Raw genomic sequence first — 14,427 nt, 5'->3', positions numbered from 1 at the left:
TCGACTCTCGCGCCAGACGACATGCGCGGCGGCCGAGTTGGTCCCAGTGTGTGGCGCCTTCTGGCACTCTCGTGCGACTGGACCGGGCGTCAGCCATGCGAGCGGCCCGGTTGTGATTGCTGCAAAGTGCGGCCACAATCGGGCTTCTTTCAGCCATTCCCAGCCTCATGACCCTCACCTTCGAAGATTTTCCGCAAGGCCCGTTCGGCAGCTTTGGCCCGCGACACGTCACCCGCGACGAGATCATCGCCTTCGCCTCTGAGTTTGATCCGCAGCCGATGCATTTGGACGAAGAAGCCGCCTCGCAGTCGATGCTCAGGGGCCTGTCCGGCTCGGGCTGGCACCTCTGCTCGCTGATGATGCGCATGATGTTCGACGGCTTCATCGGCCGCACCGCCTCGCTCGGTTCACCGGGCGTCAACGAGGTCCGGTGGCTCTCGCCCCTGCGTCCTGACGATGAGCTGATGCTCGATGTGGAGGTTCTGGAAGCGCGGGTGTCGCGGAGCCGTCCGTCGACCGGGATCGTCACCTTCAAATGCAGCGTGCGCAACAAGGCGGGCATGAGGCTTTGCGAGATGGTTTCTCCCATCATCGTCGAGCGCCGTGAGAGCCGCGGGCAGGTGGGCTGATGCGCTTTTTCGAAGATCTTCAGGTCGGCCAGCGCCGCGAGCTCGGCTCCTACACGTTCACAGCCGAAGAGATTAAGCGCTTTGCCGTTCAATTCGATCCGCAACGCTTTCACCTCGACGAGGAAGAGGGCCGCCGATCGCTGTTCGGCGGGCTCGCGGCATCGGGATGGCACATCGGCTCCGTCTGCATGAAGCTGATCGTCGCGGATAATCAGCGCCTCCTGGAGATCGCGCGCTTGCGCGGCGAGCCGATCGTCCTCGGAGGTCCTTCTCCCGGTTTTCGGGATCTGCGCTGGCACAAGCCGGTGCTTGCGGGTGATACGATCAGCTTTTCCAGCGAAATCGATTCGCTTCGCGCGTCGGCGTCGCGCCCGGAGTGGGGCATCCTGCAGGCGCGCAATACCGGCATCAATGACCGCGGCGAGCTGGTGTTCTCGGTGCTTGCATCGGCCTTCGTCCCTCGACGGAACGAGGGTTGAGGCGAAAAGGTCACGCTTCGTAGGATTGTCGGCGCGGAACGAACTTCGCGCTAACGCATTCTGAACTCCGACTCTATAAGACAGCCAATCAGGGATCAGGATGTGGGGGATGAGTATGGCAGATCGCGGTGGTCTGAAACTCCTCGGCTTTATCTTTGCCAGCGTGACGCTCGCGGTGATGCTCGCGACGGGAATGGTCGTGAAGGGCTATGCCGACGGCTCGTATTCGCTGGAGACGTCAGCGACGATCAACGAGTGACGGATTAACTACTCGTTAACCAGAACGGACCACGCAGTTCTGTTGTTTGTAGAGGCGGTCTAGCGGCTCCAGATGAGCACCATGACCGCCATCGCCACCACCAGCAAACCGACGAAGCGGACCATGATGGTCCCGATCCGCTGAGGCTCAGGCCTCAGAGGAATCGGATCGGTGTTTTCCGGCCGGATCGTTTCCATGAAAGTGACACCCTCTTGACGCAACCTGCCCGCCACGAGATGGGCGGGAGTTGGTCGCGGGAGGGCCGGGTCACGTTCAAGGGCGAGGCGCTGCAAAGACGAAAACCGCCGCGCGATGGCTCGCACGGCGGCCCTCTTCAAGGTCCGGAAAGAATGCTCAGCTGCTGCGCAGGCCGTCGGCGGCGCGCTTCCACTGCGTCACGTTCTCGGCGATCGCCCGGGTCGACTTCATCGCCGCCTGGCTGAGCTGCGCATAGCTCGCGATCTCGCGCTGCACCCGCTGGCCCTCGGCGTGCAGCAGCTCGCGCAGGCTCTCGAGCTCCCCGATCAGGTTCTCGATCTCCGACAGGGAGGTGCCGGCGACGCGCTGGATCAGCGTGGTGACGCTGTTCACTGCTGCATCGGCATCGATCGAGGCCTCGGCCGTGGCGGCCGCATTGGGACGGCGCAGATAGGCGATATCATTACGGACGAAATCACGAATGCCGGCCTCGACTTCGGAGACCGCCGCCAGATCCGTATCCAGCTCGGCTTCAGTTCCATCGATCTTGTCCGGACGAATGACATTCATCGGCTATTTCCTCATTTCGCGTTCAAGCGAGCGCGGTGTCCCCGCACGACGAACTTCTCAAAGCCTATCAGTGCGGCCAAATTGGGCCGCACCGCGGCGAAGTCGCGGCGATGGTTCGACCATTCGTGGCGGCCTGCCGCAATGGTGAACGTCACCAGCTCCGCTTGAAGCCGGCTGAAATGCTCTTGCTGGTGCCGCCCTGCGCTGTCTCGCTGACCGAGCCCGATACGCTGAGACCATCCGACAGCTTCTGCTCGGCACCGAGCTTGCGCAGCCATTTGTCGTCGCTGGACGACAAGGTCTGGCCGGCGGTGACGCTGGTGCCGGTGTCGCCGATCGAGAGCCTGGCGGATTGCTCGGTGTCGAAGCTGCGGCTGGTCTTCGGCGCCGCGCCGGGAATCGGCACCATGCCCTGCTGGGTGACGTTGTAGCCGTTCTGCAGGGTCAGATTGTAGTGATCGATCGGCACCGCCTTGGTGATGGTGGTGCCCAGCCGGCTCTGATCCGAGCTGGGGTCGACGCGGGCCTCGATGGCGGTCTTGTCCCAGATCGAGCCGGCGCCCGGGGCGGTGACGGCCGCCCAGGCCGAGCCGCCGGATTGCGGAGCATTGCCGCCGTTCTCGGCCTTCTCCGCCAGCAATTCCGACATCGTGGTCGGCTGCCGCGCGACCGTCATGTCGGCGCCGACGCGGGCGTCCCAAAACGGCGACACCGACTGCTTGACCGACACGCCCGAGGCGAGGCTGCCCTTGTTCTGGTTCGACCAGTCGAGCGCGGCGGCTTTCTCTGCGGCGGCCTTGCGCCTCGCCGCGGCGGCGGCTTCGGGACGGTCGAGGAAGGTGGTGTCGTCGATCGCGAGCTGGCTCCAGTCGAGCTTTTCGACGTCGATGTCCTTCATCGGGTCGGCCGTTGCGGCCTGGTCCTCGGACTTGTCATCGTCCTCTGGCTCCGGCGCGATCTGCTGCCAGGGCACGATCTGCAGCGGTTGCGGGGCCTGCATCAGCGTCTGGGCCTGCGCGGCGGACGCAAGAAGGCCGAAGCCGGCCGTAAAAACCGCCAGCGCGCAACCATACGATGTCATGAGAGCAACCCCCGCCGCCCGAACCTGTGTGCCGGAATATGGTGGAATCTTGGCGCAAAATTATGGCTGCGCCAGTCACGATCTGTTGGGTTGTCGGTGAGTCTGACCACAATCCAACCCGCGGGGCGGCGGGCTCAGGCGAAGCTGCCGATGCGCGGCAGGTCGATGGAGCGGCCGAGCGTCTGCTCGACCAGATCGAACGTATCGATCAGGATCCGCAGCCGGGCGAGCTTTCCGGCGCGGAATTGCATGAATTGCGCGAGCCGCGCGGTGATCGGCTTGTCGGAATCCTGCGCCGTCATCGCACAGCGGACCATCGTCGCCGCGCTGGTCTCGTCCAGCATCAGGGTCTCGCGCTCCAGCCGCCGGATGCTCACATTGTCCGCGATCTGCCTGACGGCGTCGAGCACCGCCGCGCGGCCGTGCCGCGCGCCGAGGAAGGGAAACATGTCGATCGGGCCGTAGATGGCCCAGTCGATGTCGTCGTCGAGAAGCTCGGCGAAATCGTCGAAACGGCGGTCGTTGATCGCGCCATGCAATGCGCGCGACAGACGCCAGAGGCTGTGCTCCGTCATCGGCTCGGGATCCTGAACTGGCTTGCGAGGGGGCGCGCCGGCCCGAAGGCGACGCCGCAATGGACGTCACGCCGGGGCGCCGAATCTATCTCTCTTACGCCTCACATAAATCAACCACCTGCGCGCGCAACGGTTCTTTTTGCATCGCACAAATGCATGCCAGTGCCGGCAGCGGGGCGCCAGGACCCCCGTCAACGCCCTTCGTGCTGCATCCGCTGCTGCGCGATCGCGACCTCGTGGTCGCGGAAGGCGGCCATGCCGAACAGGGTGGCGCCGGCGAGACCGCCGATCAGGGCGCCGAGCGGCATGAACGTGAAGAACACCAGCATGCCTGCATAGCCTTCGAATTCGCTGGTGTTGAACAGCTCGATCCAGGCCAGTCCAAGCCCTACTCCGATCGTCGCGCCGCCGACGACGCCCATCACCAGTCCGGCCATCGCCAGGAATGCTATTCTCATGTCACCGATGCCTCGTATACCACCGCTGATGGGGTGCGGAGCCCGGGCCACAGGTTCAAGGCAACGGCGCCGCCGGTGGTGACGTTTGCGTGATCGGCTGGTCCAGGCCCTGGTCCGCTACGGCCGTGCCGGCCTCAGGGCCGGGCGGCGCCCGCGATCAGCAGCCGGCTGAGATCGCATTCCAGCACCTGCTGCACCAGGTCGTAGGTGTCCATGATCTCGCGGATGCGGGCGACGCGGCCGTCGCGCAGCGTGTAGAAGGCCGCGACGTCGTATTGCACGATGCGGTCGTTGTCGCGCTTGCGCAGGAAGATGCGCAGATCCACGGCGACCTGGTCGCCTTCGCAGATCATGGTCTTGATCTCGTGCCGGACCTCGGCATAGCGGCTGCGTGCCGTCTCCCACATCTGCCGCACCTCGGCCTTGCCCCGGCGGCCACCGAGATGGGGGAAGATGTCGATCGGCGCCGAGGCGAAGTGCTCGAGATCGTCGGTGCAATGCGCCAGCACGCTGTCGAAATCGCCGGCGGCATGGGCCTCGAGCAGCTTGCGCACGCGCTGCTTGTTGATGTGCTCGATCATCCTGTCTCCACTGACGGGAACGCCCGCGTCGGCGATGGCGTTCTGGAGATGCCGGCCCGCGGCCGTCAACCACTTGAGTGACCGTCTGCCGGCGCAATGCGCCGGTACGGTGAACGGAAGCTTGGCGCGGGATCGCGTCACGATCATGTCTCGGGCCATCTCTCATCCCATGGGTCATCCCCGCGCGCGAAAGGTTCGCGCAAGGCGTCATGTCGGTTGCGAGGCGGGAACCGCTCCGCCGCGTCGCCGTTACCCCGCACCATTCTTGCGGAGCTCGATCACGAAGATGTCGATCACGAAGACCATGCTTGCCGCCTCCGTCGCAGCGCTGGCGCTGCTGTCGACGCAGGCCGCCGAGGCCAAGGGCTGCATCAAGGGCGCCATCGTCGGCGGCGTTGCCGGCCACTATGCCGGTCATCACGGCGTGCTCGGCGCGGCCGCCGGCTGCCTCTATGGCCGTCACCGTGCCAAGGAGCAGGAGCGTCAGCAGCAGCAGCAGGGCCAGGTGAACGGGCAGGGTCGGACGTAGTTGATCCGCGCGTCCATCGTGCTTGGCATGCCTTCACCTCAAGCTGGCGGCGATGGTCCGGCGTGACCGGGCGTTCGGTCCGTGTCGGAGGTGCCGGCTACAAGGGAGCGCCGCTTGTTCGCGTCGTGGCTTTTTCCGTTACGCCAGCGAGGGTGATGCGCATCGGCCTCAACAAACCCTGTTGTCGTCCCGGCAAACGCCGGGACCCATACCCCCAGGGAGCGGTTTGAGGCACGCTTGCTATTGGCTTCTTGTCCCTCACGACCGCCGCTGCGTATGGATCCCAGGTCGCCGCGCCGCGCTGTCGCGTCGCAGCTTGCCCGCGACGGCAGTGGAGAGAACAACGGATTTACGATTCAAACAGCTAAGGATTGCTCCGAAACATGACGGCGCGGTCTCGCGGCATGTGATGCCCGAGTGATACGATCCGCGTGGCCCTCGTGAGTGCAGAGGGCGCAGGGAATGCCGGGTGAAGGCCTCACCCATGGCCCGCCTGCGAAAAAAATGCAGGCGGCAGGTACCACAGGCAAAGCCGATCAACCGGCATTCCCTGCGCGACGGTCTTCACGCTTATACGCAGTCTCCCTGGTGCGCCGGGCTTGTTGGCCACCATGTCGCACGACGCGCTTGCGCGCGTCATGCTGGATACCAGCATCGGGGTATCAGGACGCTGCGACTTCACGTCCGCGCATTGCCGTTCGTCCGCACGCCGATAAGCATGCTGCGGCAACAACGCGGCCATCGCATCCCCACCTCGCGTGTCGTGACGATCGCGCGCAACGCCCCTCTGCGGTGAGGCGGGATGCGGGGGAGATAATCATGAATTCCGATAAAGCGCAAGAAGTTTATTTTTTTCGGAAGATGCGCGCTTCATCTCTCGCGTTGTCTGGCGGGCCGTCTGATGGATTTCGTGAAGGGCACCCCTAATTTGGGGCCGACGCCGCGAGAAATTCTTCCGCTTTGGCTCGGCTCGAGAACCGCCCGAGCTCTTCATAGGACGGCTCGTCCTCGGCGTCATCAGCCGATCGCAGGACGACAAAGCAATCCTCATTGCTCAAAATCAGCTCTGTCAGGTCCTCGCTCCGGGACGGAGACATGTCGCGGGCGCCGCAATGAGGACACTCGTCGTCGCACATGCACGACCATTCATCGGTCCAGGCCTGCGCGCAACGTTCACAACGATAGAAGTTCAAGAACCAGGCCATTGCCGGACCTCACGTCTTCAAACGATAGCGGCCGCGCGATACGAACTCCAGGAATCCCTGATCGCGCAGGAACTGGAGCTGCTGGCGGATTTTCGGTCGGACGTTCTGGTTGCCGGGATAGAGCAGGCTGAGATGGCGGTCGAAAGCGTAGACATCGTCGAGCGTGAATTCCGCTTTGCCGAGCGACTCGACGCATTTCAAGACCTCGATCAGCCATCCGCGTGAATCCAAGGATTCCTTGCGGAGGAAGAGCGTCCGGCTCCACTCCTGCAGCACGACCTCCTTCGCGCGGACGACGCGATTCTGGACGATGTGAATCTTGCCCGACTCGGGAACGCGATCGAGAAGAATGTTCGAGCCGACCCACCCGGCGCGGCGCGCGGTCGCCGCGAGCGGCTTGCGCTGCTCGATGATGTCGCGGACAAAGAAATGCTTCGGCACGACGAAGAGGTTGATGACCGACCGGGTGTCACGGTCATAGTTCATCAGCAGGAGATTGGGATTGTTGCTGGCGGCCAGCCGCTCGCACTTCGTCCCATAGGCGCCGTCGGCGACCTTGGCGCCGAATACCTTCTTCTGGCTCTTCAGCTCGAACTCTTCGCTGCAGCTCGTACAGAAGAAGTCGGCCAGCGGGCTGTTGTTGGGAAACTGCGCCATGTTCGATCGGCCGCAGTTCGGACAATAGGCTTGCGCGCCGACCCAGGCTTCGGTCCAGGCCCGCGCCTTCTGCGTGCCGCTGGTGTAGGCAATCTGAGGTTCTTCAAAGCCGAGTTTCATGTGAGCAGAGTAGCTCAACATGATATGTTTTCCAGTCGAGATCGCGGGCCGGACGTCATTGCGAGCGAAGCGAAGCATCCAGATCAGGCCAAGTGCATAGACTCGATTGCTTCGTCGCTGTCGCTCCTCGCAATGAGGCGGCGAGAAGGTTTACACCTCACCGCTTCTTCCACCCGCCGCGCTTTCCCGGCGCGCCGCCGGTCGAGCGGGGGCAGGACCGAATTCGGGGCCTGAGTCGCGCGAGTTGGTCGGCTGGATGATACGGACCGGAAAGATTTTTCCGGCAGGGGGCGGTAGGGCAGCGACTCCTCGCCGTGCATTTGGTCCAGATGCAGCCTGTCGACTTGGCCGACGCTCGATCGAGCGCTTAGCCGGTGACGTGGAGCTGCAATCCCGCCTGCTTCTGCAGATAAGCGATCACGCTTAAGAGGTTCTTGGCCTGAGGATTGCCTTGCGGGCCGAACATGCGGATCAGGCTCTTGGGCGGTGTATCGATCGCCTCACCGAGCTTTTCGAATCCGACGGTCGCCTTGATGTAGTCGCGAAGAATGGTTTTCCCCGTTTCCATGTCGCCGCTGAGCATCGCGTCGACGCCTTCGCGAAGAAGCGCCGCCGCGAATCTCGTGTCCGCTGTCCGCCTTCGCCTGCCGATGAAGCAGCTTGTCGAAACGCTTCGTCTTCATGGTCATCGCTTTTCCCCACGGACGACGCTCACCGCTTCTTCCACCCACCCCGTTTGCCAGGCTGCCCGCCGGTAGAGCGCGGGGCGGGGCCGAATTCGGGGCCGGACTCGCGCGAGTTGGTCGGCTGGATGATGCGGCTGGTGCTACCGAACGGTTTTTCGGGCAGCTTGGGGTTGGGGCGGTAGGGCAGGGACTCCGGGCCGTGCATCTCGTCGAGATGCGGCTTGTGGACTTTGGAGGCGGTGCTTGCGCCATGGGCGCTGCGACTCGTGGACCCCCCACCCCGACCCTCCCCCGCAAGGGGGGAGGGGGAGGAGCGACCGTCCTCGCGGCGCGAGGAGCCGGTGAGTTCGTCGAGGAGTGGCGCGAGCGGATCGCTGTCGCGGGATTTTGCTCCGCGACGGCCGCCGCGACTCGTGGGCCCCCCTCCCTGGCCCTCCCCCACGAGGGGGGAGGGAACGGAGGGACCGCCCGCGCGGCTTGACGCACCGCCGCCGCGTGCTGCCGAGCCGCGGCCCTTCAGGGCCGTGGTCGGGAGGTTGGCAGCGTCGCCGTATTTCTTGGCGCCGGCGTAGCTGCCCGCCTTGCCCTGCACGGTGCGCTGCTTGGCGGTGGGGTCGTCGACGACGGCGAGCTCGGTGGCGCGCAGGCGCTTGACCTCGTCGCGCAGGCGGGCGGCTTCCTCGAAGTTCAAATCGGCGGCGGCTTCGCGCATGCGGGTTTCGAGATCGGCCAGCACCGCCTCGAAATTGTGGCCGATCGAGATGACGTCGTCGGTGGTGGTGCCGCCGCCGGTCTCGATCAGCACGTGGTCGCGCTCGTAGACCGAGTTGAGGATGTCGCCGATCGACTTCTTCACGCTCTCCGGCGTGATGCCGTGGGCCGTGTTGTACTCCACCTGCTTCTCGCGGCGGCGGTTGGTCTCGGCGATGGCGCGCTCCATCGAGCCGGTCATCTGGTCGGCGTAGAGGATCACCTTGCCGTCGACGTTGCGCGCGGCGCGGCCGATGGTCTGGATCAGCGACGTCTCGCTGCGCAGAAAACCTTCCTTGTCGGCGTCGAGGATCGCGACCAGCGCGCATTCGGGAATGTCGAGGCCCTCGCGCAGCAGGTTGATGCCGACCAGCGCGTCGAACGCGCCGAGGCGCAAGTCCCGGATGATCTCGATGCGCTCGATGGTGTCGATGTCCGAATGCATGTAGCGGACGCGGATGCCCTGCTCGTGCAGATATTCGGTGAGATCCTCGGCCATGCGCTTGGTCAGCACCGTGATCAGCGAGCGATAGCCGGCCTGCGCGGTGGCGCGGACCTCGCCGAGGAGATCGTCGACCTGGGTGCGGGCGGGGCGGATGTTGACCGGCGGATCAATGAGCCCGGTCGGGCGGATGACCTGCTCGACGAACACGCCGCCGGCCTCGTTCAGCTCCCAGCCGCCGGGGGTCGCCGACACCGCCACCGTCTGCGGCCGCATCATGTCCCACTCCTCGAAGCGCAGCGGGCGGTTGTCCATGCAGGAGGGCAGGCGGAAGCCGTATTCGGCCAAGGTCGCCTTGCGGCGGAAGTCGCCGCGGAACATGCCGCCGATCTGCGGCACGGTGACGTGGCTCTCGTCGGCGAACACCAGCGCATTGTCGGGGACGTATTCGAACAGCGTCGGCGGCGGCTCGCCGGGCAGCCGGCCGGTGAGATAGCGTGAGTAGTTCTCGATGCCGGCGCAACTGCCGGTCGCCTCCATCATCTCGATGTCGAAGGTGGTGCGCTGCTCCAGCCGCTGCGCCTCGAGCAGGCGGCCCTGCGCGTGCAACTGGTCGAGCCGGATCTTCAGCTCCGACTTGATCGACTTCATCGCCTGCACCAAAGTCGGGCGCGGCGTCACATAATGCGAATTGGCGTAGACCTTGATGAACTCCAGCTCGTCCTGCTTGTGGCCGGTGAGCGGATCGAACTCCTCGATATTCTCGACGGTGTCGCCGAACAGGTTCACGCGCCAGGCGCGGTCCTCATAGTGCGCCGGGAAGATGTCGATGACGTCGCCGCGCACGCGAAAGGTGCCGCGGGTGAAATCGTGCTGGGTGCGCTTGTATTGCAGGGCGACGAGGTCGGCGATGAGCTGGCGCTGGTCGATGCGCTCGCCCTTCTTCAGCGCGAAGGTCATCGCGGTGTAGGTCTCGACCGAGCCGATACCGTAGATGCAGGACACCGAGGCGACGATGATGACGTCGTCGCGCTCGAGCAGCGCGCGCGTCGCCGCGTGGCGCATGCGGTCGATCTGCTCGTTGATCGAGGAATCCTTCTCGATATAGGTGTCGGTGCGCGGGACGTAGGCCTCAGGCTGGTAGTAGTCGTAATAGGAGACGAAGTACTCGACCGCGTTGTCGGGGAAGAAGCTCTTGAACTCGCCATAAAGCTGCGCGGCGAGCGTCTTGTTCGGCGCCAGGATGATGGCCGGGCGCTGCGTCGCCTCGATCACCTTCGCCATGGTGTAGGTCTTGCCGGAGCCGGTGACGCCGAGCAGCACCTGTGTGCGGTCGTTGCGCGCGATGCCCTCGACCAGCTCCTTGATCGCCTGCGGCTGGTCGCCCTTCGGCTCATAGGCCGACTTGATCTCGAAGCGGACGCCGCCTTCCGACTTCTCCGGACGGGGCGGACGGTGCGGCGTCCACACCTTGAGCGAGCCGTCGTCCTTGCGGAACTCGGGACGGCCCTCGCGGATCAGCGACTCCAGCGCTTCCGCCGTGGCCTTGACGCCGAGCGCCTCCATCTTGTTGCGCGGCGGACGGGCGAGCGCCTCCTCGTCGTCCTCGGCCGTGGGCAGGCCAAGCTGCCGCGCCAGCTCGGGATCGAGCGTCGGGATGGTGGCGGCGGTGCCGTAATTGGCTTGCGGCGCTTCGGCGAGGCCTGACTCGCCAGCGTTGTCAAAGGGCGCGTCCGCATGCGCTGCGGCGCTCCCTCCCCCCTTGTGGGGGAGGGGTGGGGAGGGGGGTACTCCGGCACGAGCTGTGTCTGAGTCGTCGGCCAACGCGGGAGGGGACTCAGGTCGCGCCGCCACGCTCTCCTCCTCTCCCCCTTGCGGGGAGGAGGCGGGGGTGGATTCACGGGCAGTGTTGCTTGGGGCACCCCCCTCCCCAGCCCTCCCCCACAAGGGGGGAGGGAGCGCAGCGTCCTGCTGGGCTGAAGCTTGTGACGTGTCACGGACGGACGAACGCCCTCCCACCGGCTGCGGATTCGGCCGCAGCGGGATCGGGCGATCGGACGTGTCGCGGGCCGCAACCTCAGCGCTCTTGCCGCGCGTCGACGCCCGCGCGCGGTGCGCGGCGGCCTCGCCGCCGCTGCGGCGGTCCCAGGAATTGTCCGGCGGAGGCTTCAGTCCCGTTGAGGAACCGATGCCGCTCTCGCCGCGGTTGATGGCGGGATTGAGCAGCTCGGCGAGCGCGGGCGCGATCGGCTGCACGTCGGGCCGGTGCGCTTTCGATTTCGGAGTTCGGCCAGGCTTCTTGGGGGTGTCGGGGGTCTTCGCCATGGCCCGAATATGGGACGGATGACGCCGACTTGAAAGAGTGATCGGGCGCCGCGCAGCGGCCTTGCTGACAGCATGGTGGCAGCAGGACGGCCCGAGATGCGCCTGCACGCGGAAGGCCACACGAGATCAGCGAGCGACTCGCGAGCCGGGGCGCGCGCGATGGCGCTCCAGCGACCCCTCGCTGCGGTTCAATGCCGGGTCGGCTGCTCGACGATGTCGAGATGCACGCCGTGGCAGGCGACGCATTGCAGGGCCCAGTACTCGGAACCGCCGCGGCCGTTGATGACGCTCAGGACGCTCAGCTCGGCATCGCAGTCCGGGCATCGCGTACGCACCGAATAAGCGAGGTGTTTGACGGCAGGCTCAGCCATGAATTGCAGTCCGCATTACGAATACACTCGGCATTTCGAATTGGCGTTTGGATTGTTGGCTTGGAACCGTCTGGCCGCGCGGATGGACTCTCGGGGACTTCACTCTCGAAGATTGTTCCACGTCGCGCTATCCGTCTTTTCCCGGGGGGCGGTCGATATCCTCCGTTGCATGCTCGAAGCGACGGCCTATCAGTTGGCCGTCGTCAGTCCCACCGCTTGCGGAAGCGGTCGATGTGGCTCTTGGCATCGGCGATCGCCATGTCTGCATCGGACCAGGCAAAGCCGACTTCGAGAGACGGGAACGAAACACCATTGATCACCACCGGGGTCATGTCCGCGCGGCGGATCCGCGCGTGCCACAAGCCGCGTCCTGCTTCGAACGGCTCGATGGCGAAGTCTTCGTACAAGTACGTCATTGCGCAGTCCTGGATGTTCCAAACTGCAACAACAGCATGAGTTTGTCCGGGCATTTGTGAACAGGTTCACACGTCAGCGTCTTTTTTGATCGCGTCCCTCCGCTGAGAATTCCGGGTCGCGGGTTGCGACGCTGCGCGCATGATCCAGCGCCGGAACGCGGCGAAATCACGTTGGCCGGCCTGGAAATGGCGGTAGACAAGATACCAGCGCTCGCCTTTTGGGACGGTCAGTGCGAACGGTGCAACCAGGCGTCCCGCCGCGAGGTCATCGTCGATATAGGGACGGATGCCCATCGCGACGCCGAGCCCGTCGATCGCGGCCTGCAGCGCATGCCCGTAATACTGGAACTCGGTGCCGCGCGCGCTGACGCGGGTGACGCCCGCGGCCTTCAGCCACAGCGCCCAGTCCTCGGCCGCATGCGACACCCGCAGCAGGCTCGGGCCCTTGAGGTCGGCCGGTTTCTTCAAGGTCGCGGCCAGCCGCGGCGTGCACACCGGCACGAGATCGGCGGCGAACAGCGGCTCGGCGACGAGACCCGGCCAGGCGCCGTGGCCGAGCTTGATGCCGCAGCTCCAATCGTCGCCGAACGGCACCGCCGCCCCGCCGGTGGTGATGCGGACCTCGATGTCCGGCTGCTCGGTGCTGAAATCGGCGAGCCGCGGGATCAGCCATTTCATCGCGAAGGTCGGACCGACGCCGAGCGTCAGCACGCGCATCGACGACGGCGCCATGATCTGCGCGGTCAGGCTCGACAGCGCATCGAAGATCGGCGTCAGCCCGCTCTGATAGGCGCGCCCCGGCGCGGTCAGCGCCAGGCGGTTGGCCTTGCGCTCGAACAGCACCACGCCGAGCCGCTGCTCGAGCAGGTTGACCATGCGGCTGATCGCGGCCGCGGAGACGTTGAGCTCGCCGCCGGCCGCGGCGAAGCTGCCGGTGCGCGCAGCCGCCTCGAATGCCTTGATGCCGTTGAGGAACAGCAGCCGTCTCATCGAGCCCTCAGGAAAACTGATGGAGGGCAAGATAACTCGGTTTGTGCGGCCGTCGCCAGTACGACAATCTGCATGGCGAGGAGATCAGCCATGACACCAGCCCTGATTGCAGCGCTCGGATTGCTGATGGTGGCGACGGCGTTCCTGTCGGGTCTGTTCGGCATGGCGGGCGGGCTGATCCTGATCGGCGTGCTCTTGGCGATCATGCCGCTGCCGGCGGCGATGGTGCTGCACGCGGCGACGCAGATGGCGTCGAACGGCTGGCGCGCCGTGCTGTGGCGCCGGCACATCCGCTGGCGGCCGGTCGCGGTGTATCTCGTCGGTTGCGCGCTGGCGCTCGGCCTATGGTCCCTGGTGCGCTACGTGCCTGACAAGCCGGTCGCGCTCCTGCTGCTCGGCGTCACCCCGTTCATGGCGCGGCTGATGCCGGCCGGCCTCAGGCCCGATCCGGACAGTGTCTGGCAGGGCGCGATCTACGGCACGATCTGCATGGGGCTGATGCTGATGACCGGCGTGTCGGGGCCGCTGCTCGACACGTTCTTTCTCGGCGCGCGGTTCGACCGCCGCTCGATCGTCGCCACCAAGGCGACGTGTCAGGTCGCGAGCCACCTCACCAAGCTGATCTATTTCGGCGGCATCATCGATCAGGCCGCGGGCCTCGATCCCGTGCTCGCGCTCGTCGCCGTCGGAGCGTCGATGCTCGGCACCAGCCTGGCGCGGCGGCTGCTGGAGGCGATGAGCGAGCAGCAGTTCCGCACCTGGGCCAACCGCATCATCACGGCGGTGGCGAGCTACTACATCCTCTATGGCGGCTGGCTGCTGCTGGCCGCGCAGAGCTCGGCGGCGGCAGAGTGAGGCGAGCATGGCCGTATCGGCAGACCCCCTGGTGCTCGACTTCGTCGAATGGATCGCGCGCGCGCCGCGCAGCCATGCCGAGGTGGTGGCGACGTGGCGAACGAGCTGCCCGCGGCTGACGGTGTGGGAGGATGCCGCCGATCTGGGCTATGTCACGCGCCAGGCGATCACGGGCGTCGGCATCTTCATTATCGTCACCGATGCCGGCGCGCAGCTGTTGCGCGACAACGGCCGCGTCGTGCGCTAGAACG

At 65.5% G+C, this 14,427-nt stretch carries 20 protein-coding genes and 1 pseudogene; 6 read left to right on the top strand and 15 right to left on the bottom strand.

The genetic code is table 11. From position 1 onward, the window contains the following. Positions 1-167: 167 nt before the first annotated feature. The 3 genes from QW868_RS16870 to QW868_RS16860 all read left to right on the top strand — a co-directional run bounded on the left by QW868_RS16870 (position 168) and on the right by QW868_RS16860 (position 1,367). Positions 168-629, top strand: a complete 462-nt coding sequence (locus tag QW868_RS16870) for a MaoC family dehydratase (RefSeq protein ID WP_315757358.1) — start codon at positions 168-170, stop codon at positions 627-629. Beyond that, entirely contained in the window at positions 629-1,108 is a 480-nt protein-coding gene (locus QW868_RS16865) for a MaoC family dehydratase (protein WP_316179945.1), read from the top strand. The genes QW868_RS16870 and QW868_RS16865 overlap by 1 nt, the downstream gene beginning before the upstream one ends. A gap of 109 nt (positions 1,109-1,217) precedes the next feature. Next, positions 1,218-1,367, top strand: a complete 150-nt coding sequence (locus QW868_RS16860) for a hypothetical protein (protein ID WP_315714401.1) — start codon at positions 1,218-1,220, stop codon at positions 1,365-1,367. A gap of 59 nt (positions 1,368-1,426) precedes the next feature. Here the strand turns inward: QW868_RS16860 and QW868_RS16855 are convergent, their stop codons facing one another. From QW868_RS16855 to QW868_RS16830, 6 genes are all read right to left on the bottom strand, one after another. Continuing rightward, on the bottom strand, positions 1,427-1,564 hold the full coding sequence (locus QW868_RS16855) for a hypothetical protein (protein WP_315733970.1): 138 nt from the start codon (positions 1,562-1,564) through the stop codon (positions 1,427-1,429). A 157-nt stretch (positions 1,565-1,721) separates the two neighbouring features. Further along, on the bottom strand, positions 1,722-2,135 hold the full coding sequence (locus QW868_RS16850; protein ID WP_315714086.1) for a hypothetical protein: 414 nt from the start codon (positions 2,133-2,135) through the stop codon (positions 1,722-1,724). Between the two features lie 151 nt (positions 2,136-2,286). Beyond that, entirely contained in the window at positions 2,287-3,216 is a 930-nt protein-coding gene (locus tag QW868_RS16845; protein ID WP_316179944.1) for a hypothetical protein, read from the bottom strand. A gap of 134 nt (positions 3,217-3,350) precedes the next feature. After that, positions 3,351-3,791 (bottom strand): nuclear transport factor 2 family protein, encoded by a 441-nt coding sequence (locus QW868_RS16840; RefSeq protein WP_315733968.1) that lies wholly within the window; start codon positions 3,789-3,791, stop codon positions 3,351-3,353. Between the two features lie 191 nt (positions 3,792-3,982). After that, positions 3,983-4,249, bottom strand: a complete 267-nt coding sequence (locus QW868_RS16835; RefSeq protein WP_315714089.1) for a hypothetical protein — start codon at positions 4,247-4,249, stop codon at positions 3,983-3,985. A 134-nt stretch (positions 4,250-4,383) separates the two neighbouring features. Continuing rightward, positions 4,384-4,830, bottom strand: coding sequence for a nuclear transport factor 2 family protein (locus QW868_RS16830; protein ID WP_316179942.1), 447 nt, complete (start codon positions 4,828-4,830; stop codon positions 4,384-4,386). Between the two features lie 304 nt (positions 4,831-5,134). On the opposite strand from QW868_RS16830, the gene QW868_RS16825 reads away from it, so the two are divergent. After that, the gene (locus tag QW868_RS16825) at positions 5,135-5,359 is read left to right on the top strand and encodes a hypothetical protein (RefSeq protein WP_315735660.1); all 225 of its coding nucleotides are present in this window, start codon (positions 5,135-5,137) and stop codon (positions 5,357-5,359) included. Positions 5,360-5,837: 478 nt separating this feature from the next. On the opposite strand, the gene QW868_RS16820 is transcribed toward QW868_RS16825, so the two are convergent. The 9 genes and pseudogenes from QW868_RS16820 to QW868_RS16785 all read right to left on the bottom strand — a co-directional run bounded on the left by QW868_RS16820 (position 5,838) and on the right by QW868_RS16785 (position 13,321). Beyond that, positions 5,838-6,101 (bottom strand): hypothetical protein, encoded by a 264-nt coding sequence (locus QW868_RS16820; RefSeq protein WP_316230985.1) that lies wholly within the window; start codon positions 6,099-6,101, stop codon positions 5,838-5,840. A gap of 181 nt (positions 6,102-6,282) precedes the next feature. Then, positions 6,283-6,564, bottom strand: a complete 282-nt coding sequence (locus QW868_RS16815) for a hypothetical protein (protein ID WP_316179940.1) — start codon at positions 6,562-6,564, stop codon at positions 6,283-6,285. Positions 6,565-6,573: 9 nt separating this feature from the next. Continuing rightward, positions 6,574-7,362, bottom strand: coding sequence for a DpnI domain-containing protein (locus QW868_RS16810; protein WP_316179938.1), 789 nt, complete (start codon positions 7,360-7,362; stop codon positions 6,574-6,576). Positions 7,363-7,498: 136 nt separating this feature from the next. Further along, positions 7,499-7,679: pseudogene (locus tag QW868_RS33590) on the bottom strand (hypothetical protein); the annotation flags it as partial. Between the two features lie 29 nt (positions 7,680-7,708). Beyond that, complete coding sequence (locus QW868_RS16805) at positions 7,709-7,924, bottom strand: hypothetical protein (RefSeq protein WP_316179936.1); 216 nt, start codon at positions 7,922-7,924, stop codon at positions 7,709-7,711. Positions 7,925-8,052: 128 nt separating this feature from the next. Further along, positions 8,053-11,544 carry an excinuclease ABC subunit UvrB gene (gene uvrB / locus QW868_RS16800; protein ID WP_316230984.1) on the bottom strand — a complete coding sequence of 1,164 codons (3,492 nt, stop codon included), beginning with the start codon at positions 11,542-11,544 and terminating at the stop codon, positions 8,053-8,055. Between the two features lie 188 nt (positions 11,545-11,732). Beyond that, positions 11,733-11,915: a hypothetical protein gene (locus QW868_RS16795; protein ID WP_315733962.1), complete on the bottom strand. Its 183-nt coding sequence runs from the start codon at positions 11,913-11,915 to the stop codon at positions 11,733-11,735. 203 nt (positions 11,916-12,118) lie between these two features. After that, positions 12,119-12,331 (bottom strand): hypothetical protein, encoded by a 213-nt coding sequence (locus QW868_RS16790; protein WP_315733961.1) that lies wholly within the window; start codon positions 12,329-12,331, stop codon positions 12,119-12,121. Between the two features lie 66 nt (positions 12,332-12,397). Then, positions 12,398-13,321, bottom strand: a complete 924-nt coding sequence (locus QW868_RS16785; protein WP_316179932.1) for a LysR substrate-binding domain-containing protein — start codon at positions 13,319-13,321, stop codon at positions 12,398-12,400. 90 nt (positions 13,322-13,411) lie between these two features. Here QW868_RS16785 and QW868_RS16780 point away from each other — a divergent pair, with 90 nt between their 5' ends. Further along, the gene (locus QW868_RS16780) at positions 13,412-14,176 is read left to right on the top strand and encodes a sulfite exporter TauE/SafE family protein (RefSeq protein WP_315757351.1); all 765 of its coding nucleotides are present in this window, start codon (positions 13,412-13,414) and stop codon (positions 14,174-14,176) included. Positions 14,177-14,183: 7 nt separating this feature from the next. Further along, entirely contained in the window at positions 14,184-14,423 is a 240-nt protein-coding gene (locus tag QW868_RS16775) for a hypothetical protein (protein ID WP_316230983.1), read from the top strand. The last annotated feature ends 4 nt before the right edge of the window (positions 14,424-14,427 follow it).

Source organism: Bradyrhizobium sp. SZCCHNR1051, from assembly GCF_032489615.1.
In the GTDB taxonomy this organism is placed as follows: domain Bacteria; phylum Pseudomonadota; class Alphaproteobacteria; order Rhizobiales; family Xanthobacteraceae; genus Bradyrhizobium.
Note: the sequence above shows the minus strand (reverse complement) of the source record. Positions and strands in the feature narration are given on the sequence as shown.